The sequence below is a fragment of the Salmonella sp. A1325 genome, assembly GCF_056991255.1.
Genome location: NZ_JAMLWO010000006.1, coordinates 177,383 through 203,807, shown reverse-complemented (window position 1 = coordinate 203,807; position 26,425 = coordinate 177,383). Strand labels below are relative to the sequence as shown.

The 26,425-nt window shown below is 53.0% G+C and carries 25 protein-coding genes and 2 pseudogenes; 7 read left to right on the top strand and 20 right to left on the bottom strand.

Features of this window, described 5'->3' with window-relative positions; all coding sequences use genetic code 11:
• Positions 1-6: 6 nt before the first annotated feature.
• From treC to treR, 3 genes are all read right to left on the bottom strand, one after another.
• Complete coding sequence (treC, locus tag NAZ64_RS14020; protein WP_220569453.1) at positions 7-1,659, bottom strand: alpha,alpha-phosphotrehalase; 1,653 nt, start codon at positions 1,657-1,659, stop codon at positions 7-9.
• A gap of 49 nt (positions 1,660-1,708) precedes the next feature.
• Complete coding sequence (treB, locus tag NAZ64_RS14015; RefSeq protein ID WP_134945096.1) at positions 1,709-3,127, bottom strand: PTS trehalose transporter subunit IIBC; 1,419 nt, start codon at positions 3,125-3,127, stop codon at positions 1,709-1,711.
• A gap of 137 nt (positions 3,128-3,264) precedes the next feature.
• Complete coding sequence (gene treR / locus NAZ64_RS14010; RefSeq protein ID WP_001181297.1) at positions 3,265-4,212, bottom strand: trehalose operon repressor TreR; 948 nt, start codon at positions 4,210-4,212, stop codon at positions 3,265-3,267.
• Between the two features lie 144 nt (positions 4,213-4,356).
• Here treR and mgtL point away from each other — a divergent pair, with 144 nt between their 5' ends.
• Together mgtL and mgtA are read left to right on the top strand one after the other, a co-directional pair.
• On the top strand, positions 4,357-4,455 hold the full coding sequence (mgtL, locus tag NAZ64_RS14005) for a mgtA regulatory leader peptide MgtL (RefSeq protein WP_131046669.1): 99 nt from the start codon (positions 4,357-4,359) through the stop codon (positions 4,453-4,455).
• 140 nt (positions 4,456-4,595) lie between these two features.
• Positions 4,596-7,304, top strand: a complete 2,709-nt coding sequence (gene mgtA, locus NAZ64_RS14000; RefSeq protein ID WP_000920858.1) for a magnesium-translocating P-type ATPase — start codon at positions 4,596-4,598, stop codon at positions 7,302-7,304.
• 88 nt (positions 7,305-7,392) lie between these two features.
• Here mgtA and ridA read toward each other — a convergent pair whose 3' ends face one another.
• From ridA to pyrL, 4 genes are all read right to left on the bottom strand, one after another.
• A complete protein-coding gene (gene ridA / locus NAZ64_RS13995) occupies positions 7,393-7,779 on the bottom strand; it encodes a 2-iminobutanoate/2-iminopropanoate deaminase (protein WP_000047544.1) in 387 nt (128 codons plus the stop codon).
• 76 nt (positions 7,780-7,855) lie between these two features.
• Complete coding sequence (pyrI, locus tag NAZ64_RS13990) at positions 7,856-8,317, bottom strand: aspartate carbamoyltransferase regulatory subunit (RefSeq protein ID WP_000148566.1); 462 nt, start codon at positions 8,315-8,317, stop codon at positions 7,856-7,858.
• Positions 8,318-8,329: 12 nt separating this feature from the next.
• On the bottom strand, positions 8,330-9,265 hold the full coding sequence (gene pyrB / locus NAZ64_RS13985) for an aspartate carbamoyltransferase (protein ID WP_000013055.1): 936 nt from the start codon (positions 9,263-9,265) through the stop codon (positions 8,330-8,332).
• A 35-nt stretch (positions 9,266-9,300) separates the two neighbouring features.
• The gene (pyrL, locus tag NAZ64_RS13980; RefSeq protein WP_000249504.1) at positions 9,301-9,402 is read right to left on the bottom strand and encodes a pyr operon leader peptide; all 102 of its coding nucleotides are present in this window, start codon (positions 9,400-9,402) and stop codon (positions 9,301-9,303) included.
• On the opposite strand from pyrL, the pseudogene NAZ64_RS13975 reads away from it, so the two are divergent.
• Positions 9,382-9,523 (top strand): annotated as a pseudogene (locus NAZ64_RS13975) (hypothetical protein). The gene pyrL and the pseudogene NAZ64_RS13975 overlap by 21 nt on opposite strands.
• Here the strand turns inward: NAZ64_RS13975 and NAZ64_RS13970 are convergent.
• From NAZ64_RS13970 to arcA, 5 genes are all read right to left on the bottom strand, one after another.
• Entirely contained in the window at positions 9,493-9,981 is a 489-nt protein-coding gene (locus NAZ64_RS13970; RefSeq protein WP_000666051.1) for an arginine repressor, read from the bottom strand. The pseudogene NAZ64_RS13975 and the gene NAZ64_RS13970 overlap by 31 nt on opposite strands.
• A gap of 186 nt (positions 9,982-10,167) precedes the next feature.
• Positions 10,168-11,571 (bottom strand): YfcC family protein, encoded by a 1,404-nt coding sequence (locus NAZ64_RS13965; RefSeq protein ID WP_131046668.1) that lies wholly within the window; start codon positions 11,569-11,571, stop codon positions 10,168-10,170.
• Positions 11,572-11,626: 55 nt separating this feature from the next.
• A complete protein-coding gene (argF, locus tag NAZ64_RS13960; protein WP_023243272.1) occupies positions 11,627-12,631 on the bottom strand; it encodes an ornithine carbamoyltransferase in 1,005 nt (334 codons plus the stop codon).
• A 111-nt stretch (positions 12,632-12,742) separates the two neighbouring features.
• Positions 12,743-13,675, bottom strand: a complete 933-nt coding sequence (gene arcC / locus NAZ64_RS13955; RefSeq protein ID WP_000428751.1) for a carbamate kinase — start codon at positions 13,673-13,675, stop codon at positions 12,743-12,745.
• Between the two features lie 10 nt (positions 13,676-13,685).
• Positions 13,686-14,906, bottom strand: coding sequence for an arginine deiminase (gene arcA / locus NAZ64_RS13950; RefSeq protein ID WP_220569923.1), 1,221 nt, complete (start codon positions 14,904-14,906; stop codon positions 13,686-13,688).
• 676 nt (positions 14,907-15,582) lie between these two features.
• Between arcA and NAZ64_RS13945 the strand changes: the two genes are divergently transcribed.
• Positions 15,583-16,035, top strand: coding sequence for a YhcH/YjgK/YiaL family protein (locus NAZ64_RS13945; RefSeq protein ID WP_001647361.1), 453 nt, complete (start codon positions 15,583-15,585; stop codon positions 16,033-16,035).
• Between the two features lie 73 nt (positions 16,036-16,108).
• On the opposite strand, the gene argF (NAZ64_RS13940) is transcribed toward NAZ64_RS13945, so the two are convergent.
• Both argF (NAZ64_RS13940) and argL read right to left on the bottom strand, forming a co-directional pair.
• Positions 16,109-17,113: an ornithine carbamoyltransferase gene (argF, locus tag NAZ64_RS13940; RefSeq protein ID WP_000103041.1), complete on the bottom strand. Its 1,005-nt coding sequence runs from the start codon at positions 17,111-17,113 to the stop codon at positions 16,109-16,111.
• Positions 17,083-17,178, bottom strand: a complete 96-nt coding sequence (gene argL / locus NAZ64_RS13935) for a putative translational regulatory protein ArgL (protein WP_223148976.1) — start codon at positions 17,176-17,178, stop codon at positions 17,083-17,085. The genes argF (NAZ64_RS13940) and argL overlap by 31 nt, the downstream gene beginning before the upstream one ends.
• Positions 17,179-17,278: 100 nt before the next feature.
• On the opposite strand from argL, the gene rraB reads away from it, so the two are divergent.
• Both rraB and miaE read left to right on the top strand, forming a co-directional pair.
• Complete coding sequence (gene rraB, locus NAZ64_RS13930) at positions 17,279-17,695, top strand: ribonuclease E inhibitor RraB (protein WP_000002940.1); 417 nt, start codon at positions 17,279-17,281, stop codon at positions 17,693-17,695.
• An 11-nt stretch (positions 17,696-17,706) separates the two neighbouring features.
• Positions 17,707-18,519, top strand: a complete 813-nt coding sequence (gene miaE / locus NAZ64_RS13925) for a tRNA isopentenyl-2-thiomethyl-A-37 hydroxylase MiaE (protein ID WP_078057625.1) — start codon at positions 17,707-17,709, stop codon at positions 18,517-18,519.
• A gap of 9 nt (positions 18,520-18,528) precedes the next feature.
• On the opposite strand, the gene NAZ64_RS13920 is transcribed toward miaE, so the two are convergent.
• The 3 genes and pseudogenes from NAZ64_RS13920 to NAZ64_RS13910 all read right to left on the bottom strand — a co-directional run bounded on the left by NAZ64_RS13920 (position 18,529) and on the right by NAZ64_RS13910 (position 19,876).
• Positions 18,529-18,684, bottom strand: coding sequence for a hypothetical protein (locus tag NAZ64_RS13920; RefSeq protein ID WP_220569928.1), 156 nt, complete (start codon positions 18,682-18,684; stop codon positions 18,529-18,531).
• 79 nt (positions 18,685-18,763) lie between these two features.
• Positions 18,764-19,266, bottom strand: a pseudogene (locus NAZ64_RS13915) (DUF3617 domain-containing protein).
• A gap of 106 nt (positions 19,267-19,372) precedes the next feature.
• Positions 19,373-19,876, bottom strand: coding sequence for a GNAT family N-acetyltransferase (locus NAZ64_RS13910; RefSeq protein ID WP_024797435.1), 504 nt, complete (start codon positions 19,874-19,876; stop codon positions 19,373-19,375).
• Positions 19,877-20,070: 194 nt separating this feature from the next.
• Here NAZ64_RS13910 and NAZ64_RS13905 point away from each other — a divergent pair, with 194 nt between their 5' ends.
• Entirely contained in the window at positions 20,071-21,258 is a 1,188-nt protein-coding gene (locus NAZ64_RS13905) for a YjgN family protein (RefSeq protein WP_080094970.1), read from the top strand.
• 141 nt (positions 21,259-21,399) lie between these two features.
• Here NAZ64_RS13905 and NAZ64_RS13900 read toward each other — a convergent pair whose 3' ends face one another.
• From NAZ64_RS13900 to pepA, 3 genes are all read right to left on the bottom strand, one after another.
• The gene (locus tag NAZ64_RS13900) at positions 21,400-24,255 is read right to left on the bottom strand and encodes a valine--tRNA ligase (RefSeq protein ID WP_220569450.1); all 2,856 of its coding nucleotides are present in this window, start codon (positions 24,253-24,255) and stop codon (positions 21,400-21,402) included.
• A complete protein-coding gene (gene holC, locus NAZ64_RS13895; RefSeq protein WP_001523689.1) occupies positions 24,255-24,698 on the bottom strand; it encodes a DNA polymerase III subunit chi in 444 nt (147 codons plus the stop codon). The genes NAZ64_RS13900 and holC overlap by 1 nt, the downstream gene beginning before the upstream one ends.
• 136 nt (positions 24,699-24,834) lie before the next feature.
• Positions 24,835-26,346, bottom strand: a complete 1,512-nt coding sequence (pepA, locus tag NAZ64_RS13890; RefSeq protein ID WP_000397158.1) for a leucyl aminopeptidase — start codon at positions 26,344-26,346, stop codon at positions 24,835-24,837.
• Positions 26,347-26,425 lie beyond the last annotated feature (79 nt).

The window sequence follows — 26,425 nt, the reverse complement described above, 5'->3', positions numbered from 1 at the left end:
GTCGCGTTAGCGTTGTAACCACCAGATGGCTTCAAATGGGCGGAGCGTCATCGCGGCTGGCTGGCTGGCGACCTCGCCATAATTGTGCAGTAGCGCCTGCCACTGTCCTTTGATATGCGACGGATGCCACTCCTGGCACTGGTCGCTCAGATTGGCGACAACCAGCAGGGCTTGCCCCTGCCACTGGCGGCGATAACACCATACTGATGGGCTATCCGGGAGGAGATCCTGATAATCGCCCCAGATCAGTACAGGCTGGGTTTTACGTAGCGCAATCAGCTTTTGATAGGTGTAAAACACCGAGTTTTCATCGCGTAATGCCGCCGCGACATTAACCTCCGTATAGTTATCGCACAGGCTTATCCACGGCTCGCCCTGGGTGAAACCGGCGTTTTTACCGTTGTCCCACTGCATCGGCGTGCGGCTGTTGTCGCGGGATTTACTGGCCAGGATAGCCAGTAGTTCGTCGGGGTCGCGTCCGGCGGCGCGTAGCGCGGCAAACATGTTATGGCTTTCCACGTCGCGATAATCGGTGATGCGGGTAAAGTGTGGGTTGGTCATGCCGATTTCTTCGCCCTGATAGATATAAGGCGTCCCTTGCATACCGTGCAGCGCCATCGCCAACATTTTCGCGGCTGGAACCCGGTATTCACCCTCGTCGCCAAAGCGGGAAACGATGCGCGGCTGATCGTGATTACACCAGAATAACGCGTTCCAGGCGACGTTATGCATTCCCTGTTGCCAGTGGCGGAACAACGCTTTCAGCGCCACATAATCAGGTTTTGCCAGCGTCCACTTTTCGCCATTGGGGTAATCCACCTTCAGATGATGAAAATTGAAGGTCATCGAGAGTTCGTCGCCGCTAAGCGCGGCATATTGCTGGCAGTTTTCCAGCGTGGTAGAGGACATTTCGCCTACCGTCATCAGATTACGCGGCGTAAAAACGTCACGGTTCATTTCGCGTAAAAACGTATGCGCGCGCGGTCCGTCGGTATAAAAGCGGCGTCCGTCGCCCGTCGGATCGTCAGGAAAATCCTGATCTTTGGCGATCAGGTTCACCACGTCCAGACGCAGGCCATCCACGCCGCGATTGGCCCAGAATTCGCAGACCTTTTTCAGCTCGGCGCGCACGGCGGGGTTTTCCCAGTTCAGGTCGGCCTGTTCAGGCGCGAAAAGGTGTAAATAATATTGTTCGCTCTGGTTATGCCAGCGCCAGGCGCTGCCGCCAAATTTGGATTGCCAGTTATTCGGGCAGACATCCGGCGTGCCATCGCGCCAGATATAAAACTGACGGTATGGGCTCTCTTTGTTCAGCGCTTCGCGAAACCAGGCGTGCTGGGTAGAAGTATGGTTAAACACCATATCCAGGATGATGCGAATACCGCGTGCTTTCGCCTGCGCGACCAGCTCGTCAAAATCATCCAGCGTGCCGTAGGTCGGGTCGATGGCCGTATAATTTGCGACGTCATAACCGTTATCCACCTGCGGCGAGATATAAAACGGCGTGAGCCAGATGGCATCTACGCCGAGTCGCTGTAGATAGTCAAGGTGCTGCGTGACGCCGCGTAAATCGCCGGTGCCGCTGCCGGTCGTGTCCTGAAAACTTTTCGGGTAGATCTGATAAATAACGCCGTTTTGCCACCAGAGGGGAATAGTCATTGTTGTTTCCTGCAAGTGCGTTGGGACGCAACTGCGCCCCGAAGAAGTATTAGACAATTTGTAATGTGCCCTGACGATGCTTACGCTGATAGATAAAGGTGGTCAGAATCACCGGGATCACGATCGCGATAACCATCGCCATGCCGTACACCTGCCAGTAGCGCGGCGGTATAGACAGGATACCCGGCAGGCCGCCCACGCCGATACCGTTGGCGATGACGCCGTTCAGACCGCAGAGCAGTCCCGCCAGACCAGAGCCGATCATCGCGCATAGCATCGGAAAACGATACTTCAGGTTGATACCGTACATCGCCGGTTCGGTTACCCCAAGGTAAGCGGAAATGGCGGCAGGAACGGAGATCTCGCGTTCATTGTGTTTACGGCTGGAGATGATGATGCCCACCACGGCGGAGGCCTGCGCGATATTCGACAGCGCAATCAGCGGCCAGACTGGCGTACCGCCCATGCTCTGGATCATCTGCATATCGATAGCGAGCGTTGTCTGGTGGACACCGGTAATGACCAACGGGGCATACAGGAAGCCGAACAGCGCCGCGCCTATCGGGGCGAAACTGCCGGTCATCAGATAACGTACCGCAAAGGCCACGCCGTCGCCGATCATACGACCAAAGGGGCCGATAAAGGTGTGGGCGAGAAAGACGGCCAGTATCAACGAACAAACCGGGACGACGACCAGGTAGAGATAATCCGGTACGATGCGTTTCAACCGCGTTTCAATAAACCCAAGCGCCAGCCCTGCCAGTAGCGCCGGGATAACCTGCGCCTGGTAGCCCACTTTCTCAATGCTAAATACGCCGAAGTTCCAGACGTCCGGCGTTTGCTGGCCCAGCAGATACGCATTCATCAACTGCGGCGACACCAGCGTCACGCCGAGCACGATACCAAGAATCGGCGTGCCGCCCATTTTTTTCACCGCCGACCAGCAGATCCCCACCGGCAGATAGAAAAAGATCGCTTCGCCGATCAACCATAAAAAATCATAAAGCGTTTTTAGCGCCGGATGCATCTGCGCCAGCGTTTGGCCGTTGCTCATCGGCACATCGCCGATCACGTTACGAAAGCCTAAGATCAAACCGCCGCTGATCAACGCCGGTAGTAGCGGAAAGAAGATCTCCGCAAAGTGGGAAATTAACTGCTCATGCCATTTCATGTTCTGGCGAGCGGCTTTTTTGGCCTGCTCTTTATCGGCATACGCTTTGCCGGTGGTCTCCAGCAGCGCGTTATAGTAATCGCCGACTTCGGTGCCGATCACCACCTGAAACTGCCCGGCGTTGGTGAAACAGCCTTTAACCATCGGTAATTGTTCGATCTCTTTTGGCCTGGCGTTCGCGGGCTGGTGGAGCACAAAGCGCAGGCGAGTAATGCAGTGGCTCACCGTGGCGATGTTGTCGCGCCCGCCAACCAGGTCAACCAGCCGGTCGATATCGGCTTGTTTTACTTTGCTCATCGTAAAGCCTCATGGCAGAGGAGGTATGTTATGGGTTGGCGCAAGAGTATCTCTTCAACGTTGGTTTAAAAATGGGAACGTTCCCGAAACGCAGCGACGATCACAAATTACTCGTGGTATTTCGTTTAATCAGTCACTCAGGCGAGGGTAGAAGGAATGACGATCCGGCGCGGATCGCAGCGGCCATTGATCTGTTCGATCAGCTGCGAAGCCGCCTGCCGTCCGGCTTCAGCATAGCCGGGATCGACAGTGACGATCTCCGGGTGCAGGAATTTTATCAGCGGCGTGTTTCCGACGCTTGCCAGTTGCAGCGTCTCAATACGTTGCTCCTGTAAATACTTACTGGCGCCCAACGCCAGCGTATCGGTGGCGCAGACTAACGCGGTGGTATCCGGCATGATGACACTTGCCGTATGCTCATAGCCCTGCTTCATGGCAAGACCGGGCAGGGCGGCGACGGGATGAAGTTTATGTTTTTTGCAAAACGCCAGGTATGCGTCATGCCGACGTTTGCCGGTGGTAATATCGCTATGGGGAACGCCCAGAAAGCTAATGTTGCGGTGTCCCTGCTCATACAGCCGCTGCATAAGGATATGAATCGCGCCCTCGTCGTCGTAACAGACGGAGGCAAAACCTTGCGCATCTCTTGCCAGCAGCACCAGCGAGGCTTTCCAGGGGGCGATCAACTCTTCTGTGATGCCGGTAAAGCCAAACAGCACCACGCCATCAATGTTACGTCGTCTGAGCATGCCCAGATGTTCCATTACCAGCGTCGGCGAGAACTGACTTTCCATCATAATAGGGTCGTAGCCCTGTTCATAAAACGCAGGCAGCATGGTCTGAACCGCGAGGTTTTCAGACAACGAATCAAGGCGAGTGACGATAATAGCGACCACTTTATCGCTTTGTCCCCGCATCGCGCGGGCGGAGCGGGACGGAGAGAAACCGTGTTGATTCATCACCGCTTCGACACGCTCGCGGGTACGTTCGCTTACGCCGCTTTCATTGTTAAGCACGCGGGAAACAGTTGATTTCCCTACGCCGCTCAGGCGGGCGATGTCTTTGATAGTGAGCCGGTTTTGCATCCTGTTTTCCCGTGGCGTGACGCTGATGGTGATAAAAAGAGTAACTTTACTCAAGCGAAGGGCAATGGGCAAAGTCTGGTTTATCGTTGGTTTAATTACGTAACGGTATGATACCGCCATAATTGCCACAAAACTTATGGATTTATGAGTATAATCCACGGCGCAAATCGTTTACTTACCGGAGGCGACATGGACCCTGAACCCACCCCTCTCCCGCGATGGAGAATTTTCCTTTTCCGGTAAGCCTGCCTCTGCTGTCTTACCGGTGTGTAAGACAGTGACACAATAACGTCCCTGTTTTTATTTAAACATTGCTCATCGGGCAAGGCTTTGCCGTGCCTGAAGAATTTTCTGCGCCTGACTTCGGTGCGGAGGGATTACCTATGCTAAAAACCATTACCCGCCAGCTTTTTGCCCGGCTTAATCGTCATTTGCCTTATCGTCTGGTTCACCGCGATCCGCTGCCCGGCGCGCAGACCGCGGTAAATGCGACTATCCCGCCTTCGCTGAGCGAGCGCTGTCTGAAAGTCGCGGCAATGGAGCAGGAGACGCTCTGGCGCGTTTTTGATACGCACCCGGAGGGATTAAACGCCGCCGAGGTGACGCGCGCGCGTGAAAAGCATGGCGAAAACCGCCTTCCGGCACAGAAACCCTCGCCGTGGTGGGTGCATCTGTGGGTATGTTATCGCAATCCTTTCAACATCTTACTCACGATTCTTGGCGGCATTTCTTATGCCACGGAGGATCTGTTTGCCGCAGGCGTTATCGCCCTGATGGTCGGTATCTCAACGCTGCTGAATTTTGTGCAGGAAGCGCGCTCGACGAAAGCGGCGGACGCGCTAAAAGCGATGGTGAGTAATACCGCTACCGTACTGCGGGTTATTAATGAAAATGGCGAAAACGCCTGGCTGGAATTACCCATCGATCAACTGGTGCCCGGCGATATTATTAAGCTGGCGGCGGGGGATATGATCCCGGCGGATTTACGGATTATCCAGGCGCGCGATCTGTTTGTCGCCCAGGCGTCGCTGACCGGCGAATCTCTGCCGGTCGAGAAAGTCGCCGCGACGCGTGAGCCCCGGCAAAATAACCCGCTTGAGTGCGACACGCTGTGCTTTATGGGGACGAACGTCGTGAGCGGAACGGCGCAGGCCGTGGTGATGGCGACCGGCGCCGACACCTGGTTTGGTCAATTGGCGGGGCGCGTGTCGGAACAAGATAACGAGCAGAACGCTTTCCAGAAAGGAATTAGCCGCGTCAGCATGTTGCTGATCCGCTTTATGCTGGTCATGGCGCCGGTAGTACTGATTATTAATGGTTACACGAAAGGTGACTGGTGGGAAGCGGCGCTATTTGCGCTTTCGGTCGCGGTAGGACTCACCCCGGAAATGTTGCCGATGATCGTCACCTCCACCCTCGCGCGCGGGGCGGTGAAGCTCTCGAAACAGAAAGTTATCGTGAAGCACCTTGATGCGATTCAGAACTTCGGCGCGATGGATATTCTGTGCACCGATAAAACCGGCACTCTGACGCAGGACAAAATTGTGCTGGAGAATCATACGGATATTTCTGGTAAGCCCAGCGAGCATGTACTGCATTGTGCCTGGCTGAACAGCCATTATCAGACCGGTCTAAAAAATTTACTGGATACGGCGGTCCTGGAGGGAGTAGACGAAACCGCCGCGCGTCAGCTCTCCGGACGCTGGCAGAAAATCGATGAGATCCCGTTTGATTTTGAGCGTCGCCGGATGTCGGTGGTGGTCGCCGAAGATTCGAACGTGCATCAACTGGTCTGCAAAGGCGCGTTACAGGAGATCCTGAACGTGTGTACTCAGGTGCGCCACAACGGCGATATTGTGCCGCTGGACGACAATATGCTGCGCCGGGTGAAACGCGTTACCGACACGCTGAACCGTCAGGGGCTACGCGTGGTCGCCGTCGCGACCAAATACCTGCCTGCGCGTGAGGGCGATTACCAGCGTATCGATGAATCTGACCTGATCCTGGAAGGGTATATTGCTTTTCTCGATCCGCCGAAAGAGACCACCGCGCCGGCGCTGAAAGCGCTGAAGGCGAGCGGAATTACGGTGAAAATTCTCACCGGCGACAGCGAGCTGGTAGCGGCGAAAGTTTGCCATGAAGTTGGGCTGGATGCGGGCGATGTCGTTATTGGCAGTGATATTGAAGGGTTAAGCGACGACGCGCTGGCGGCGCTGGCCGCCCGTACGACGTTGTTTGCGCGTCTGACGCCGATGCATAAAGAGCGCATCGTCACTTTGCTCAAACGCGAGGGGCATGTGGTCGGTTTTATGGGCGACGGGATTAACGATGCCCCGGCGTTGCGGGCGGCGGATATTGGTATCTCGGTAGATGGCGCGGTGGACATCGCCCGTGAAGCCGCCGATATTATTCTGCTGGAAAAGAGCCTGATGGTGCTGGAAGAAGGCGTCATTGAAGGTCGTCGTACTTTTTCTAATATGTTGAAATATATCAAGATGACGGCCAGCTCAAATTTCGGTAACGTGTTTAGCGTGCTGGTAGCGAGCGCCTTTTTGCCGTTCCTGCCAATGCTGCCGCTGCACTTGCTGATTCAAAACCTACTGTACGATGTATCCCAGGTGGCGATTCCGTTTGATAATGTCGATGAAGAACAAATTCAAAAGCCGCAGCGCTGGAATCCGGCGGATTTGGGGCGCTTTATGGTCTTTTTCGGTCCGATCAGCTCGATTTTCGACATTTTGACCTTTTGTCTGATGTGGTGGGTATTTCATGCGAATACGCCAGAAACGCAAACTTTGTTCCAGTCCGGCTGGTTTGTGGTGGGATTACTGTCGCAAACGCTGATTGTGCATATGATCCGTACCCGTCGTCTGCCGTTTATTCAAAGTCGCGCCGCCTGGCCGCTGATGGCGATGACATTGTTGGTGATGGTCGTGGGAGTTTCGTTGCCGTTTTCGCCGCTGGCGTCTTACCTGCAATTGCAGGCGCTGCCGTTAAGCTATTTCCCGTGGCTGATTGCCATTCTGGCGGGCTATATGACGTTAACCCAGTTGGTGAAAGGGTTTTACAGCCGACGTTATGGCTGGCAGTAAGCGTCGAAGTATTGTGCATTATCGGCCTGGATGGCATACCAGGCCGAATAAGCGATAGCGCCATCCGGCCACTATCTATAAACGAGCGTTAGCGACGAACAGCGATCGCTTCAATCTCAATTTTCACGTCTTTCGGCAGACGGGCAACTTCCACGCAGGAACGCGCCGGGAAGGTGGCGTTGTGCTCGGTGAAGAAGGCTTCGTAGGTGGCGTTGACGGTCGCAAAGTCGTTAAGGTCTTTCACGAAGACGGTCGTTTTCACAATGTCGCCTACTTTCAGGCCAGCGGCTTCCACGATAGCTTTAACGTTTTCCAGCGACTGACGTGCCTGAGCGGATACGTCTTCCGCTACGGCACCGGTTTTCGGATCAACCGGAATCTGACCGGAAGTGATTACCATGCTACCCAGGTCAACGCCCTGTACGTATGGGCCGATTGCTGCTGGTGCATTTTCCGTCGCAATAGTTTTGCTCATGATTTCTCCTGAATTACAGCGGTAATAGAATGTCCCCGCTCATTATAGGGAGCCGGGATCTCATAACCAACCCCCATTAGTTGGCCAGCACCACATTATGCGAAAACTCTTTTTCACAGTATTTGCATTTGAGGGCGATATCATTGGCGCGTTTTTTCACTGCAAAGCTGGAGGATACCGGTTCCGCGTGGCTGATGCAGTTGCTGTTCGGGCAAACCAGCACATTATTAATACGCTCCGGCAGGCTGGGGCGTGATTTCCCGACTACGTCGTAGTTGTCGATGCGGTTAACGGTGGCCTGCGGCGCGTACAGAGCAAGTTGGTTAACCTGCTCATCGGTGAGGAAGGTGTTTTCTATTTTGATTAAGTCTTTACGCCCCATCTCGCCAGACGGGAGATTCAGACCGATAGTGATTCGCTGATCGGTCTCGGTCAATTTAAACAGACTCAGCAGTTTAAAGCCTACCTGCGCAGGGATATGGTCAATCACGGTGCCGCATTTAATGGCTTCAACCTGCAGTTTGTTATCGTGTGTCATCGCTTTTCTCCCTTACAGACTCAGTTCGCTATTCAGTACCAACGCCAGTAACGCCTGGCGAGCGAAAATACCGTTGCCCGCCTGTTGGAAGTACCAGGCGTGTGGCGTTTTATCCACATCCGTGGTGATTTCATCAATCCGCGGCAGCGGGTGCAGCACTTTCATATTTTCACGCGCGCCGTTCAGGTCGCTGGCGCGCAGAACAAACTGCGCCTTCACATTGGCGTACTCGGACGGGTCGAGACGCTCTTTCTGTACGCGAGTCATATAGAGGATGTCGACGTCGGCCATGACCTCTTCAATAGAACCATGCAGGCTCCAGGCCATTCCTTTTTCATCCAGCATATCCAGAATGTACTGCGGCATCGCCAGCGCGTCCGGCGCGATAAAATAAAAACGGTTGCCGCTAAATTTCGCCAGCGCCTGGGTTAGCGAATGCACGGTGCGGCCATATTTCAGATCGCCGACCATCGCGATATGCAGGTTATCCAGACGGCCCTGCGTTTCCTGGATGGTGAACAGATCCAACAGGGTCTGCGTCGGATGCTGGTTTGAACCGTCGCCCGCATTGAGCACCGGCACCTGACCGGAAAACTCCGTCGCCAGACGTGCCGCGCCTTCTTGCGGATGGCGCATCACAATCGCGTCCACGTAAGTGCTAATCACTGAGATCGTGTCGGCTAACGTTTCTCCTTTTTTCCCCAGCGACGTGTTGGCGCTGTCGGAGAAGCCCACTACGCTGGCGCCCAGGCGATGCATTGAAGTTTCAAACGACAGGCGGGTACGCGTGGAGGCTTCGAAAAAGCAGCTGGCGATCACTTTATGTTTCAATAGCTCCGGCTGCGGGTTGGCTTTTAATTTCGCCGCCGTCGCCAGTACCAGATTAAGATCGTCGCGGCTGAGGTCGTTTATGGAAATGATATGTTTTTGATATAGCGGGTTAGCCATGTTTATCTCCTGACGCCTGGGCAAAAAAAAGCCCCTCAATTGAGGGGCTTGGTATTGGTTTTCAACGGAAAGAAAAACGGCAGGCCTGCGTCTTTTTTCAGACGCGGTAAGACAGAATGTCGTACACACTGAACCATGCTTCCTCCCGGCAAATTGTCCGCGATTATACTCAGCTCTGTTTTGGGATCAAGCGAATTAATGCATGATTTACTTGTCGCAAACGGTTCTTATGAATTTAAATTCATTTTAAGCAAATAATTAATTTGTTTGTGTACCAGCGCCGTGCGCTGAACGACCCGCGGTGCGACCCAGACAATACTGCTACCGGCAACGACGCCGAGAATTTCCGGCAATGCGTGGTAATCCAGAATTCTCGCGACGGCGCGACCATAACCTGCCGCCGTATGGATAAGGATAAATTCGCTATTATGTTCAACGCTGACGACCATTTCAGCTATTGAACGTCCGGCATCCGGCGAAGGACGCCGCTGGGGATTTACGGAATAAATCTTTTGTCCCTTCGTATTTCTGATTTTTATTGCGCCCAGCAGCTTGAGCAGGCGCGAAACCGTAGACTGACTGATACCTTCAAATCCCTCATTTTGTAAATCGCGGCGAATCTCCTCCTGGGACAGGTAACTTTTTTCACTAATCAGGCGCTGACAAACCGCCAGTTGCTGTTGTTCTTTGGCGGAGTAATCATCGTATTCCTTCATAAATGCACCTTATCTTTATTATTAATATCAACGGACTGGCGAAATTCATCACATTTGTCACATCGATTGCGGATCAATCGGGCGGTTTTGCAGGAAAATGAGAAGCCGATCAAAAAAGGTGACGGCGTGCCTGATGGCGCTGTGCTTATCAGTTCTCTCGGATAAGACGCGTCGCCATCTGGCTCGTTACATCATCGCTCCGATGCTCAGTACCGCCATATTCAGCAATGTCAGGATCAGCAACAGCGGCGCGACCCATTTCAGATAGCGGACATAGGGAACCCGCGCGATCGCCAGACCGCCCATGACCACGGCGGAGGTGGGAGTAACCAGGTTCACAATCCCGGAGGCCGACTGGTAGGCGGTTACGACCAAATCCCGCTGTACGTGGGCAAAATCCGCTAACGGCGCCATAATGGGCATTGTCAATACGGCAAGACCGGAAGAGGAGGGCACCAGGAAGGAGAGCAATACTTCCAGCCAGTAGGTTACGTTTATGAAAATGGTGGTAGAGAGGCCGGAAACCAGATTTTCCGCGCTGTGCAAAATAGTATGGGTAATCATACCGTTATCCATGACCACCACAATGCCGCGCGCGATACCAATAATTAGCGCCACGCCGAGCAAATCCCGCGCGCCGTCGATAAAGGTACTGGTGAACGCTTCCTCGCCCATCCGCGTTATCACGCCAACGATAATCGCCGCCGCCAGAAAAACGCCGGAGATTTCCGCCATCCACCAGCCGAGAACCGCCACGCCGTAAATCATCACCGCGAAAGAGGAGGCGAAGATCAGCAGCACCCATTTCCGGGTAGCCGTAAACTCCAGCAGTGTATTGGCGCGATTGCCGAGGAAATGGGCGCGATTTTCCTCCATTTTATCCGCCACGATAGAAAGCTCAGGATGGGCGCGGACTTTGCGCGCATAGCGCATTACCCAAAACACGCACAGTACGTAGCCGACAATTAACAGCAGTACGCGCATCAGCATTCCCTGAGTAAAAGGGATGCCAGCGGCGTTGGCGGCAATGACCGTGGCGAAAGGGTTAATGGTCGAACCGAGCGTGCCTATCCCGGCGCCGAGCAGTACGGTTGCCGCCGCCACTAACGAATCGAAGCGGGCCGCCATCATAACCGGCACCAGCAGCGTGTAGAAGGGTAACGACTCCTCCGCCATGCCATAGATAGTGCCGCCTGCGGCGAACAGCGCCATCAGAATGGGGATCATCCACTCATCTTTGCCGTTGAGTTTGACTGTTACCCGTTCAATACCGGCATCAATCGCCCCCGTTTTATTCACCACCCCCAGAAAGCCGCCGATAATCAAGACAAACAGCGCGACGTCAATGGCGCCGGCGGTGTAGGTTTCGTGGTTATAGAGGCCGTCAATCGGCGCCAGTAAAACAGCGGTAATCCCTTGCGGATGCGCGTCCACGGGGGCATACGTTCCCGCCACCGGCACCTCTTTTCCCAGCGTGGCGTTCATCGCCATTTGGTATTTTCCCGCCGGCACAATCCAGGTCATCACCGCGACCAGGGCAATAAGAATAAACAGGATGGTATAAGCGGTGGGAAATTTAAATTTACCCATGATGTTCTCTCCTGATATCACGGATATGCGCCGCGAGGGCGCATATCCTGTGGGATTAGTCGCCGAGCGTCGCCACCATGACCGCTTTGATGGTGTGCATCCGGTTTTCCGCTTCATCGAAGACTATCGAGCCTGCGGACTCGAACACCTCTTCCGTGACCTCCAGTCCTTTCAGGCCGTAAGCCATTTCGATTTCGCGTCCCACTTTGGTGTGCTCGTTATGGAAGGCGGGCAGGCAGTGCATAAACTTCACATCAGGATTACCGGTAGCGTTTACCACCTGCTGGTTGACCTGATATGGCGTCATCAGACTGACGCGCTCCGCCCAGGCTTCTTTGGGTTCTCCCATCGAGACCCAGACGTCGGTATAGAGGAAATCCACACCGTGAACACCGTCTTCAACGCTCTCCGTTAAGGTGATACGAGCGCCGGTAACGCTGGCGATTTCCCGGCACTGCGCGACCAGCGCGGCATCAGGCCAGAAGGACTTTGGCGCTATCAGGCGGATATCCATGCCCATCTTCGCCGCGCCCACCATCAGCGAGTTGCCCATGTTGTTGCGCGCGTCGCCCAGGTAGGCGAAGCTCAGTTCCGGCAGCGTTTTACCCGGCGCGTGTTCCAGCATGGTCATCAGATCGGCCAGGATCTGGGTGGGGTGAAATTCATCGGTCAGGCCGTTCCAGACGGGAACGCCCGCGTATTCCCCCAGCTCTTCCACAATGTGTTGACCAAAACCGCGATATTCGATGCCGTCATACATCCGCCCCAGGACGCGAGCAGTATCTTTCATGGACTCTTTATGGCCGATCTGCGAGCCGCTTGGGCCGAGATAAGTCACCTGCGCGCCCTGGTCGAAAGCGGCGACTTCAAACGCGCATCGGGTGCGGGTAGAGGTTTTTTCAAAAATCAGCGCGATGTTTTTGCCGATCAGTGTTTGCTTTTCGCATCCGGCTTTTTTTGCGGCTTTCAGCTCAATAGCCAGATCGATGAGGTGTTGGATTTCCGCCGGAGTGTAGTCAAGCAGCTTCAAAAAGTTACGATTTTTCAGTGTAATAACCATTACAATATCCTTGTTAAAATGAATTGCCTGATGGCGCTGCGCTTATCCGGCCCACGGTTATGTGCGCTCTGTAGGCCGGATAAGGCGGAAGCCGCCATCCGGTAAAAAGCCTTATGCGTCAACGTCGGCGGTTTCACACCGAATCAAAGTGCCTTTCTCGCCCGCGAGAATGGCTTGCCCATCCGCCAGCGAGCCGATTCCGGCAATGCCGCGGCAATGGCTGACAAACTCAGCGCAGGCGGTCACTTTCGGGCCCATCGAACCGGCGTCGAACTGCATTTCACGAAGCAGCTCCGGCGTAACCTGCGCCAGCGGGCGCTGGGTGGGCTTGCCCCAGTCGAGATACACCGCGTCGGCATCGGTCAGAATGAGCAGCGCGTCGGCGTGAATTTGGCTGGCAAGCAGGGCGGCGGACAGATCTTTGTCGATCACTGCCTCGATACCGTGGTAGCCATCGGCTTTTTCCACGACCGGTACACCGCCGCCGCCGTTACAGATAACCAGGTGATCGCGGCTAATCAGCGCGCGGATGGCATCGTTTTCCACAATGCGTTTCGGCTGCGGGGAGGGCACAACGCGGCGGAAGGCGTTACCGTCGGCTTTGAATACCCAGCCCTTTTCTGCCTGTAACGCACGGGCCTGCGCTTCGTCGTAAATCGGTCCGATATATTTGGTTGGATTGAGGAATGCCGGGTCGTTGGCATCGACTTCGACCTGGGTGAGCAGGACGCTGATTTCACGCTCCGGCAGATGATTCTTCAGCGCCTGTTGCAGCATGTAGCCAATCATGCCCTGGCTTTCCGCACCGAGAATATCGAGCGGGTAGGGCGTAACGTTAGCGTAGGCGCTATTTTGTAGCGCCAGCAGTCCTACCTGTGGGCCGTTGCCGTGCACTAATACCACGCGCCATTGCCGGGTAAGCTGGGCGATGGTTCTGGCCGCCAGTTCGATATTTTTACGCTGAATATCAGCCTCCAGCGGTTCGCCGCGTTTGAGCAGCGCATTGCCGCCCAGCGCGACGACCAGTGTGCGTTTGTTTTCCATAACGTCTCCTTTAAATACCATCGCGTTCCAGTGGACAGCTCATGCAGCGTGCGCCTCCGCGCCCGCGACCCAGTTCATCGCCGGGAATGGGAAGGACGGTAATGCCGGCTTTGTCGTATTTTTCGTTGGTCCAGATGTTGCGCTCATAGCCCACCACCACGCCGGGACGCAGGGTGAGCACGTTATTGGCGTCATTCCACTGTTCGCGCTCAGCTTCAAATGCGTCGCCGCCAGTGGTGATTAAGCGCACCTGATCGATGCCAAGCGCTTTTTCAAGAGCATGAACCAGCGTGCTCTCCTGGGTTCGTTTCAGACCGCCGCGTCCGTCTGGCGTCAGCGTCCAGCACTGAACGTCCGGGCGAACGACTTCCGGATAGACGGAGAAGGTGTCGATATCAATGTGGGTCATGACGGTGTCAAGGTGCATACAGGAGCGATGTTTTGGCAGTTCAACGGCAATGACGCGTTCCGCCTGACGATGTTTAAACAATGCCTGCGCCAGGAACTCGACGCCCTGCGGCGTAGTACGTTCAGACATACCGATCAACACCGCGCCGCGGCCAATCACCAGCACATCGCCGCCCTCTAAAGTGGCGTGGTCGTAATTAATGTCCTCGTCGCCGAAATATTTAATGAAATCACCGCCTGCGAATTGAGGATGCCAGCGATAAATAGCACGTAAATTATTCGTTTCACGTTGGCGTGCAGGTTTTGCCATGGGGTTAATTGAGACGCCGTTATATATCCAGCAGGACGTGTCACGGGTAAATAGGTGATTCGGTAATGGCTTCATAATAAAGTCATTAATATCGTGAGTATCGACCACCATATTTTTTATGGAGGCGGGAATTTCGCCGTAAGTTAAACCGCCGCTTAAATGGCGAGCCAGTTCACGGTGCGGCATATCCGCCAGCCAGGCGCGAATATCTGCGGCAAAGGTGGGCCCAAGGCGATAATCGGAAATTTGCGTACCCAGTAGCCAGGCTTTAGCGTCAGCCACATCCAGCGTTTGGGTGAGCAGGTCGGTTAACAGCAACACTTCTATCCCTTGCTGGCGCAGCGTGTTGGCAAAAATGTCATGCTCTTCGCCAGCGCGCTCTACGGATAATACATCGTCAAAAAGTAATTCCTGACAATTTGAAGGGGTAAGTCTTTTTAGGCTGAGATTGGGCCGATGCAACATTACGCTGCGTAATTGACCGATTTCAGAACCGACAAAATGCTTTTCCATCATTATACCTTTTACATAATTTCAAGAATAAAGAAGGAGTGGCTGCAAATATTTAGCGTGCTTGCAGTCGCGGCGTTTCAGTTAAATTCGGGAGCAATGATTGAATTTTATTTGGGTTGTTAATGTGATGAGATTCACATCAATCAAGGAGTGCTATTTTTCTTACTTAATATATGAGCCGGGTCAGAGAAATTCAAAAAACAATAAGGCATTAAATGAATTACTACGCAGCTATATGGTTTGTTATTTTTTTATTGTTAATTATTTGTTTGTTGTATTGAATGATATTTAAATCTTAACTAATTGAAAATAAAGTGATTATTCTTGAGAATTGCATAACTATGCGTGAGGGGGATTTTATTATCGGGGATATTTAAATAATTTAAAAATAACTATGGATATAGAAGTCATTTATGCGGGAAGAGCGAATTGTGATCGCTAAAACGTTTTTATGTTAACGCCTTTAATATCAAGGGGTTGTTAGTGATGGCGATTTGGCGCCGCTGGGGTTTATGCATAGGTACTGCATAAAGTTGGGCGAACTATTAACAATATATAAACACCGCTGGCGATAAACATGCGCTGGCGCAAAATCGATGAGCGTAAGGGTAGTATGGCAGCCATTTTTCTCGTATAAAGAGAAAAAATAAAACGCTGTTTTAACTAAGGGGATGCGATGATTATTGGCAATATTGAACATCTGGAGGCCTGGCTGCCGACGGCGTTACGGCAGGCGATTGAGCACGTCAATGCGCATGTCACGGCAACGACCGCGCCAGGTAAGTATGACATTGACGGCGACAGGCTGTTTTATATGATTTCTGAAAATATGACGGAGCCGGGCGAATCGCGCAGCGCAGAGTACCACGCCCGTTATCTTGATATTCAGATTGTGCTACAAGGTCAGGAAGGGATGGCATTCAGTACCCGGCCTGCGGGAACGCCGCACACTGACTGGCTGGCGGATAAAGACATTGCATTTTTACCGACGAGCGTCGGCGAGAAAACCGTCGTCCTGAACGAAGGTGACTTTGTGGTGTTTTATCCCGGCGAAGTGCATAAGCCCCTGTGCGCGGTGGGAGAACCGGCGCGGGTACGTAAAGCGGTTGTGAAAATGCTGATAGCGTAATATTTTGTGCCGGATGGCGGCGCCTGCACGTTGTGATCTTGTAGGCCAACCGCCATCCGGCATCATAACGACATTATTTAGACAGCGTCGCTACCATTACTGCTTTGATGGTATGCATTCGGTTTTCCGCTTCATCAAAGACAATGCTGGCCGCAGACTCAAAAACCTCGTCGGTCACTTCCATCCCGCCATGTAAACCGTACTCTTCGGCCATTTTTTTGCCAAGCGTGGTTTCGTCATCATGGAACGCAGGCAGACAATGCAGGAACTTAACCTGCGGATTGCCGGTTAACGCCATCATCTGGCTGTTGACCTGATAATCACGCAGCAGGGCAATACGCTCCGCCCATTTCTCTTTGGGTTCGCCCATAGAGACCCAAACATCGGTATAGATAAAATCCGCGCCTTTTACGCCCGAGGCGATATCTTCGGTCAGGGTGATGGCGCCGCCATTCTTTTTCGCCATGGCGCTGCACTCCGCCACTAACGCGGCTTGCGGCCAGCAGGCTTTTGGCGCGACCAGACGGAGATCCAATCCTGTTAACGCGGCGGCTTCCAGCATGGAGTTACCCATGTTATTACGCGCGTCTCCGGCATAGACCAACGTCATCTCGTTAAAGGCTTTACCCGGCAGATGTTCCTGCATGGTGAGCAGATCCGCCAGTAATTGCGTTGGGTGATACTCATCGGTTAAACCGTTCCATACCGGCACACCGGAATATTCAGCCAGCGTTTCGACGATCTCCTGGCCATATCCTCGATACTGAATACCGTCAAACATCCGGCCCAGGACGCGGGCAGTATCTTTGATGGACTCTTTATGGCCGATCTGGCTCCCGCTGGAGCCCAGGTACGTCACGCGCGCCCCCTGATCGTATGCGGCAACTTCGAAAGAGCATCGTGTCCGGGTCGAGTCTTTTTCGAAGATGAGCGCAATATTTTTACCCACCAGCTTTTGTTCTTCTTTACCGTTTTTCTTATCGGCTTTCAGTTTGGCGGCAAGCTGCAACAGAGCAGTGAGTTCGCTGGCGGTGAAATCAAGTAACTTTAAAAAAGGTTTTTGGTAAAACGTAGACATACTTCCCTCACATGGCTTAGGCCTCTCATTGAATTAAAATTCACTTTATATGGATGATTATTCATTTGCAACCCTGTTTGATAAAACTTTTCTCGATAAGGTGGAGGCAACGTCGGCGGTATGTGACAATAAGAGTATCGGCAGGACATCTATGAGGAACGAGCTATGGCAAACCCGGAATTACTGGAAGAGCAGCGTGAAGAAACGCGGTTAATTATTGAAGAGTTACTTGAGGACGGCAGCGATCCGGATGCGCTGTACACTATTGAGCATCACCTTTCCGCTGACGATTTCGAAACGTTGGAAAAAGCCGCGGTAGAAGCCTTTAAACTCGGCTATGAAGTGACGGAGCCGGAAGAGCTGGAAGTGGAAGAGGGCGATACGGTTATTTGTTGCGACATTCTCAGCGAGTGCGCGTTGAACGCCGAACTCATCGACGCTCAGGTTGAGCAACTGATGAACCTGGCGGAAAAATATGATGTTGAATACGACGGCTGGGGAACCTATTTCGAAGACCCTAATGGCGAAGAGGGTGACGACGACGATTATGTCGATGAAGATGACGACGGCGTGCGTCACTAAAGCTGTATAGTATGACGGTACGGCAGCGTCTGCTGTCGTATTTTTTTAACAGGTTACGTATGAATTACCCGCAAATACTCTCTCCGGTGCTTAATTTCCTGCATTGCCCGACGCCGCAGGCGTGGATTGTCCAGGCCCGCGATCCGCAAAATCTTCCTCTTCTGCTTACCGATCACTTGATCTGCGAACTGAAGGCTGCGCAAACCGCGTTGCTGTTGGTGCGTAAATATGTCGCCGATAAATCGGGCGCCGACGCGCTGCTCGCCTGGCTGCAACCTTACGAGGCGTTCACGTTTCGTCAGGGGCCGGAGCCGGATTTTGTTGCCCTGCATAAACAGATTAGCAAAAGCGCCATGCCGCAAACTGATGACCCCTGGGGTCGTCAGCTTATCGACCGTATGGTGTTATTGATTAAAGAGGAGTTGCACCATTTTTGGCAGGTACGCGAGGTCATGCAGGCCAGAAACATTCCTTATGTGAAAATCACCGCCAGCCGCTACGCGAAAGGAATGTTGAAAGCGGTACGCACGCACGAACCGCTCACCTTAATTGATAAGCTGATTTGTGGGGCGTATATCGAAGCCCGCTCCTGCGAACGTTTTGCTGCTCTGGCGCCCTGGCTGGATGAGGATTTACAGACGTTTTATCTCTCGCTTCTGCGCTCCGAAGCGCGGCATTATCAGGATTACCTGGCGCTGGCGCAGCAGATTTCCACCGAGGACATTTCTGCGCGCGTGCGCTATTTTGGCGACGTGGAAGCTGACCTTATCTTGTCGCCAGACCGCGAGTTTCGTTTTCATAGCGGCGTGCCAGCCGTCGGATAAAGGGTAAAATTAAAGATTAGCGTTTTTATCTTTTACGCTGTCGCCGTCTGCAAAATTTGTGGTGGTCATCCGCCCAGCATCAAGCTGCTGGCAAGCAGGAAAAGTCATTTTCATGATATTCTGTTCTGAGTAAAGCCTGCCAGCGGCAGGCAAAAAAGAACTCACTCAGTGTTATATTCCCGAAAGTTGACCGTGAATAATGCCATTTTTGCATCAACCACTACGGGTTTTTGTGTTGAAATAGTTACTGTTTCACGCCTTTTGACGCTTCAGAGCAGGTCTTGCCAACAAAAGTTTGTTTAATTTTGTTGATGGAGGTTGTTTTATTACCTCCTGCATCGACATCCGATTTCATGGTCATCGCAAATTCTGTATCGCTTATTTTCGTCGTTTCTACAATAGAGTGCGATTTGACATCAGGATTATTACACACAGTCTCATTGATCAGTTTGGTATCCGTACTTTCTACAAATGTTGTCGTGCAACCGCCTGCACTGGTAGAAAAACCCTTCACCATTTTTTTAGAATCTTCAGACATTTTAGGGGTATAACACATAAGCGTCGCTATGCCCGAATTTTTTTCATCCATTAATACTTCTTTTGTATCTGGATTGATGGTGCGCATTTCTATATTTTCCATTTTCCATTTTCCATTTTCCATTCGCCGGGCTGTATATCTAATGCATATACATTAGAGATACTAATAAACATAGCGGGGAAAACAATTGCTGATAATAGGCGTTTCATTTATAACTTCCTTGAATAATAAGTGATTCCCGGATAACAGGATGTTTCCGGGATTACTTATATCAGCAAAAATAATACCTGGCGAGGATAAATAAACGCCTGGTTTTCAGAGATCCTTTAACATCCTCACTTCGCAATCGACATGTCCGGTGCAGCCGAGCGGTTCGCTAATATGCTCAAATCCTAAACGTTCGTATAGCGCAATCGCCTCGCGTAAAAAAGCCGTTGTTTCCAGATAGCAGCGTTTAAAACCCTGTTCACGGGCATGATCCAGCGCCATCAGCGCCAGCTTTTTCGCCAGCCCCTGACCACGAATCATCGGTAAAAAATACATTTTTTGCAGTTCACAAATGTCTGGTTCGCTACAGGATAACGGCGCCACGCCGCCACCGCCCACCACACAACCGTTTTGCTCTACCACCCAGTAGGCTGCGCCCGGTTGGCTATAAACCTGATACAGTTCATCCAGATTGGGGTCGGCAACGGTATAACCTTTATCGGCGGTAAGTCCGTATTCCGCTGAAACCTGACGGATGACACGGGCAATAGCGGCATTGTCGGCGGTAGTGATTCGGCGCACCGTGAGCGTTGGCGAGGCGACATTATTCATAATATGGCTCAATTTTTAAAATTTATTTATAGATTACTTTAATACCACCGTCTTGAGTCACGCGCAAGGAGATCCTGAATCAGACAAAATAAAAGGCGGAAAAATTAAACAAAAATAGTATTGTAGTCGAATCAGTAACAATCTACTGATTTTTATTATTAATTCTAATAGACTGCAAGTCAGGGATATGATTCATGAATAACGTTATCAGTAGTAAAGATAACCATAATCACACGTTGGTGTTTACAGGCAAGGGCGGAAAGTATTTTGTTATTTGCCTTGTGAATTTCTTGTTGACGTGTATCACGTTGGGAATCTATGCGCCGTGGGCGATGGTGAAGTGTCGACGTTATATTTATACTAATATGACGCTAAACAATCAGCCTTTTGCTTACAAAGCCACGGGCAGCGCATTATTTATTAGTATGTTGTTAGTTTTTATTATTTATATTGTTAGCCTCTCTCTTATTGAACACGGTCATCCCGGTCTCGGTTTTACGCTATTCGGCTTATTAATTGCGATTATTCCTTTTATGGCGGTGAAAGGATTACAGTATCAGGCGATGATGACTTCGCTTAATGGCGTACATTTTGGATTCCAGTGTTCCATGCGGCGCGCCTGGTGGTACATGTTCGCTCTCCCGGTACTCCTGATGGTGGCGCTTTATATTGTTCTTTATATTATCTCACTGGTAACCATCGCCGTCGGCGGTTTAGTGTTCAATATCGTTTTTCTCGGTTTGCTGGCTATTATTGGGATAGGGGTTATTAACGGTATTACCTACAGCAAATGGATGACCTTGTTTGGCAATGGCGCAAACTTTGGCATTCATCGTTTCTCGATTCAGGTTAATGTTAAAACGTGCATCAGAGGGTGCGTGTTGGCAATGTTGACCCTTTTCCCTTTTGCTGTCGTGATTGGTTATCTAATCGCGCCGGTGTTCACCGACATGATTCTTTTGAGTATGATGGGGAATGCGCAGGCAGGAGGGGCGCTTATTCTGCAATATTATAGCCAGATAATGGCATGTTATTTCCTCTATTTTCTCGCGATTATTGTGGTAACCAGTTACTTATATGTGGCGTTACGCAACCTGTTTTTAAACAATTTGTCACTGGCGAACGATTCGATTCGTTTTCATTCCTCTGTCACTTCACACGGTATGCTGTGGCGGTTACTGGTGGTGTTTGTGATTTCCGGCGTGACCTTAGGGCTGGCTTATCCGTGGTTGAAAATTGGGCTGGTGAGCTGGCTGGCGCAGAATACACAGGTCCAGGGCGATCTGGATTCACTTGAGTTAACCAATGATGAGACGCCGCTGGAAAATGGCCCGCTAATGTGGATTTCTCGTGGCATCATGCCTTACTTCCCGTTTATCTGATGTAAAAAGGCCGACGTTTACGTCGGCCCATAATTCATGTTGTCGGATGGCGGCGTGAATGCCTTATCCGGCCTACCGATCGCGCCATTTCAATAAGCGAACGTGTAGGCCTGGTAAGCGAAGCGCCATCAGGCTTTCAGATTACAGCGCGGCGATAACCGCCTGCTGCTCAATCAGCTTCGCTTTCGCTTCTGCGTAACCGTCCAGCTTCTCACGCTCTTTGGCAATGACCGCTTCCGGCGCGCGGGCAACGAAACCTTCGTTGGAGAGTTTGCCTTCGATACGGGCAATCTCGCCTTCGATTTTCGCCACTTCTTTCGCCAGACGCGCCAGCTCATCGTCTTTGTTGATGAGGCCAGCCATCGGGATCAGCAGTTCAGCGCCGTCGATGATTTTGGTCACGGAAACCGGGCCTTTGTCATCAGCTGGCAGCACGGTGATGCTTTCCAGACGCGCCAGGGTTTGCAGGAAGCTACGGTTGTCGTTAACACGACGCACGGCTTCTTCACTACAGCCGCGCAGCAGCAGTTCCAGCGGTTTACCCGGGGCGATGTTCATTTCCGCACGAATATTACGTACCGCGACGATCGCCTGCTTCAGCCACTCGGTATCGGCCAACGCGGCTTCATCCACCTGTGCGGCGTTATATTCCGGGAACGGCTGCAGCATGATGGTGTCGGCGGTAATACCGCAAATGACCTTCACGCGCTGCCAGATGGTTTCGGTGATGAACGGGATGATCGGGTGCGCCAGGCGCAGCAGACCTTCCAGTACGGTGACCAGCGTATGGCGGGTGCCGCGCAGTTCAGACTCGGAACCCCCGGTCATTACCGGCTTGGTCAGCTCCAGATACCAGTCGCAGAACTGGTTCCAGGTGAACTCGTACAGAATGCCCGCGGCGATATCGAAGCGGAAGCTGTCCAGCGCGTCGCGGTAGGCTTTAACGGTCTGGTTGAATTCCGCCAGGATCCAGCGGTCCGCCAGCGACAGGGTCATTTCGCCGCCATTGAAGCCGCAATCCTGCTCTTCGGTGTTCATCAGCACGAAGCGGCTGGCGTTCCACAGCTTGTTACAGAAGTTACGGTAACCTTCCAGACGCTTCATATCCCAGTTGATGTCGCGACCGGTCGAGGCCAGCGCCGCCAGGGTAAAGCGCAGGGCGTCGGTGCCGTGCGGCTCAATGCCGTTCGGGAACTGCTTCTCGGTACGCTTGCGAATTTTCTCCGCCATCTGCGGCTGCATCATATTGCCGGTGCGTTTTTCCAGCAGTTCCGGCAGGGAGATGCCGTCCACCATATCCAGCGGGTCGATAACGTTACCCTTGGATTTGGACATCTTCTGGCCTTCGTCGTCGCGAATCAGACCGGTCATATAGACGGTATGGAACGGCACCTGCGGCTTGCCGTTTTCATCTTTGATGAAGTGCATGGTCATCATGATCATGCGGGCAATCCAGAAGAAGATGATATCGAAGCCGGACACCATCACGCTGGTGGGGTGGAACTGACGCAGGGCGTCGGTGTTTTCTGGCCAGCCGAGGGTGGAGAAAGTCCACAGCGCGGAGGAGAACCAGGTATCAAGAACGTCTTCGTCCTGACGAAGCTGAACGTCGGCACCGAGGTTATTTTCCTGACGCACTTCGTCTTCGGTACGGCCAACGTAGACGTTGCCGTCGTTGTCATACCATGCCGGGATACGGTGACCCCACCACAGCTGACGAGAGATACACCAGTCCTGGATATCGCGCATCCAGGAGAAGTACATGTTTTCGTACTGCTTCGGCACGAACTGAATGTCGCCGTTCTCAACCGCTTCCACTGCCGGTTTCGCCAGCACGTCGGCACGGACGTACCACTGGTCGGTCAGCATCGGTTCGATAACCACGCCGCCACGGTCGCCGTAAGGGACGGTCAGATCGTGAGGTTTAATTTCTTCCAGCAGGCCCAGCGCGTCAACGGCAGCAACGATGGCCTTACGGGCAGCAAAGCGTTCCAGCTTCTGGAACTCAGCCGGAATCTCGCTGGAATAAACGTCAGACTCTTCACCTTTGGTATCGAACACTTCCGCGCTTTCGCGAATGTCGCCGTCAAAGGTCAGGATGTTGATCATCGGCAGGGCGTGACGTTTCCCGACTTCATAGTCGTTAAAGTCGTGCGCCGGGGTGATTTTTACGCAGCCGGTGCCTTTTTCCATATCGGCATGTTCGTCGCCTACAATCGGAATGCGGCGGTTAACCAGCGGCAGAATAACGAATTTGCCAATCAGATCTTTATAACGCGGATCTTCCGGGTTCACGGCCACGCCGGTATCGCCCAGTACGGTTTCCGGACGGGTGGTGGCGACGACCAGGTAATCTTTACCGTCTGCGGTTTTCGCGCCGTCGGCAAGCGGATAGCGGATGTGCCACATCGAGCCTTTGGACTCGCGGTTTTCCACTTCCAGGTCAGAGATGGCGGTGCGCAGCTTCGGGTCCCAGTTCACCAGGCGTTTGCCACGGTAAATCAGGTCTTCTTTGTACAGGCGGACAAAGACTTCTTTCACGGCATTGGAAAGGCCTTCGTCCATGGTGAAGCGCTCGCGCTCCCAGTCAACGGAGTTGCCGAGACGGCGCATCTGACGGGTAATGGTGCCGCCGGATTCCGCTTTCCACTGCCAGATTTTGTCGATAAACGCATCGCGGCCGTAGTCGTGACGGGTTTTACCTTCTTCAGCGGCAATCTTGCGCTCAACCACCATCTGGGTTGCGATCCCGGCGTGGTCGGTGCCGACCTGCCACAGGGTGTTTTTACCCTGCATACGCTGGTAACGGATCATGGTATCCATGATGGTTTGCTGGAAAGCATGTCCCATATGCAAACTGCCGGTGACGTTCGGCGGCGGGATCATGATGCAGAAGGACTCTTTGCTTTCGTCGCCGTTAGGCTTGAAATAGCCCTGCTTTTCCCAGTGCTCGTAAAGCGGCTGTTCGATATCTTGGGGGTTATATGTCTTTTCCATTATTTCCAGGTTGCCGTATTCAGGTTAAAACCAGCCACGCGGTAGGCTTTGTAGCGTTCGCGCGCCAGTTGTTTCAAAGTTTCTTCGTAAGGGACGAAGTCTACCACTTCTGTGAAAGCGGTGGCAAAATCTGCAAAGCTTGTACGCAGGCTGATTAAAATATCGCGCGGGCTGCTGTTGCGTTTTTGCGGCCAGGCAATTTCAACCGGCGCGCCGCCGCGTGGGCCTTCGCCTGCCAGATTGTGCGGGACAAAACTTTCCGCCGGTCTCGCCCACAGCGCTTCATCCAGCCGAATGGCCTGCTTCTCATCTTCGCAGGCGATCAGCACGCGCTTGCCGGCGCGCCAACGTTCTGCGGCAATTTCACACACCAGTTGTTCAACGGCGCTTAAACCGTTGACGGTAGTGTCATTGTCCAGAAGATAGAACGTCGCATTTTTCATATATGGGGCTTCTTGTGGTGGATTTAAATGCGTTGCCATGATGCCTCCCGTAGGCCGGATAAGCGCAGCGCCATCCGGCAAAACGCCTGATGGCGGCGCTAATACGCCTTATCAGGCCTACGGGGTAATCTCAAACTTACTCTTCGCCGTTAAAGCCCGCACGATTGAGCAGGAACTGCGACAGCAGCGCTACCGGACGACCCGTCGCGCCTTTCGCTTTGCCGGAGCGCCAGGCGGTGCCGGCGATATCCAGGTGCGCCCAGTTGTACTTACGGGTAAAGCGCGACAGGAAGCAGCCCGCGGTGATAGCGCCGCCAGGACGACCACCAATGTTCGCCATATCCGCAAAGTTGGACTCCAGTTGTTCCTGGAACTCATCGCCCAGCGGCAGACGCCACGCGCGGTCGCCCGCTTGCTCGGACGCGCCAATCAGTTCATGCGCCAGCGGGTTATGGTTCGACATCAGACCGGTAATGTGATGGCCCAGCGCAATCACGCAGGCGCCGGTTAGCGTCGCCACGTCAATGACGGCTTCCGGTTCGAAGCGCTCAACGTAGGTCAGCACGTCGCACAAAACCAGACGGCCTTCGGCGTCGGTGTTCAGGACTTCAACGGTTTGACCGGACATGGTGGTCAGCACGTCGCCAGGGCGATATGCGCGTCCGCCCGGCATGTTTTCGCAGCCCGCCAGTACGCCGATAACGTTAATCGGTAGCTGAAGCTCGGCGACCATACGCATCACGCCGTAAACCGCCGCCGCGCCGCACATGTCGTACTTCATCTCGTCCATCCCTTCAGATGGCTTGATGGAGATGCCGCCGGAGTCGAAGGTCAGGCCTTTACCCACCAGCACGATCGGGCGCGCGTCTTCGGATGGATTGCCCTTGTACTCAATCACCGACATCAGCGATTCATTCTGCGAACCGTGGCCGACTGCCAGATAAGCGTTCATACCCAGTTCGCGCATTTGCTGTTCGCCGATGACGCGGGTGATGACATTTTTGCTGTAGCTGTCGGCCAACTGGCGCGCCTGTGACGCCAGGTAGGCGGCGTTACAGATATTGGGCGGCATGTTGCCGAGATCTTTCGCAGCCTTAATCCCGGCGGCGATGGCCAGACCGTGCTGAATGGCGCGTTCGCCGCTGGTGAGCTCACGGCGGGTCGGCACATTAAAGACCATCTTACGTAGCGGGCGGCGCGGCTCGCTCTTGTTGGTCTTGAGTTGATCAAAGCTATAAAGCGTCTCTTTGGCCGTTTCGACGGCCTGACGCACTTTCCAGTAGTTGTTGCGGCCTTTGACGTGCAGTTCGGTCAGGAAACAGACGGCTTCCATCGAACCGGTATCATTCAGAGTATTTATCGTTTTCTGAATAACCTGCTTATACTGACGTTCATCAAGCTCGCGCTCTTTGCCGCAACCAATGAGGAGGATTCGCTCGGAAAGAACGTTAGGAACATGGTGCAGCAACAGAGTCTGCCCCGGTTTTCCTTCCAGTTCGCCGCGACGCAGCAATGCGCTGATGTATCCGTCGCTAATTTTGTCGAGCTGTTCTGCAATCGGAGAAAGGCGACGCGGTTCAAAGACGCCCACGACAATGCAGGCACTCCGCTGTTTCTCCGGGCTACCGCTTTTTACACTGAACTCCATGCACTATGCTCCTGAATCTTAAAGACAACAGTGGTGGCTACAGCTATACTCGTCGTCTTTCAAGTTGCAGATGCGTTGG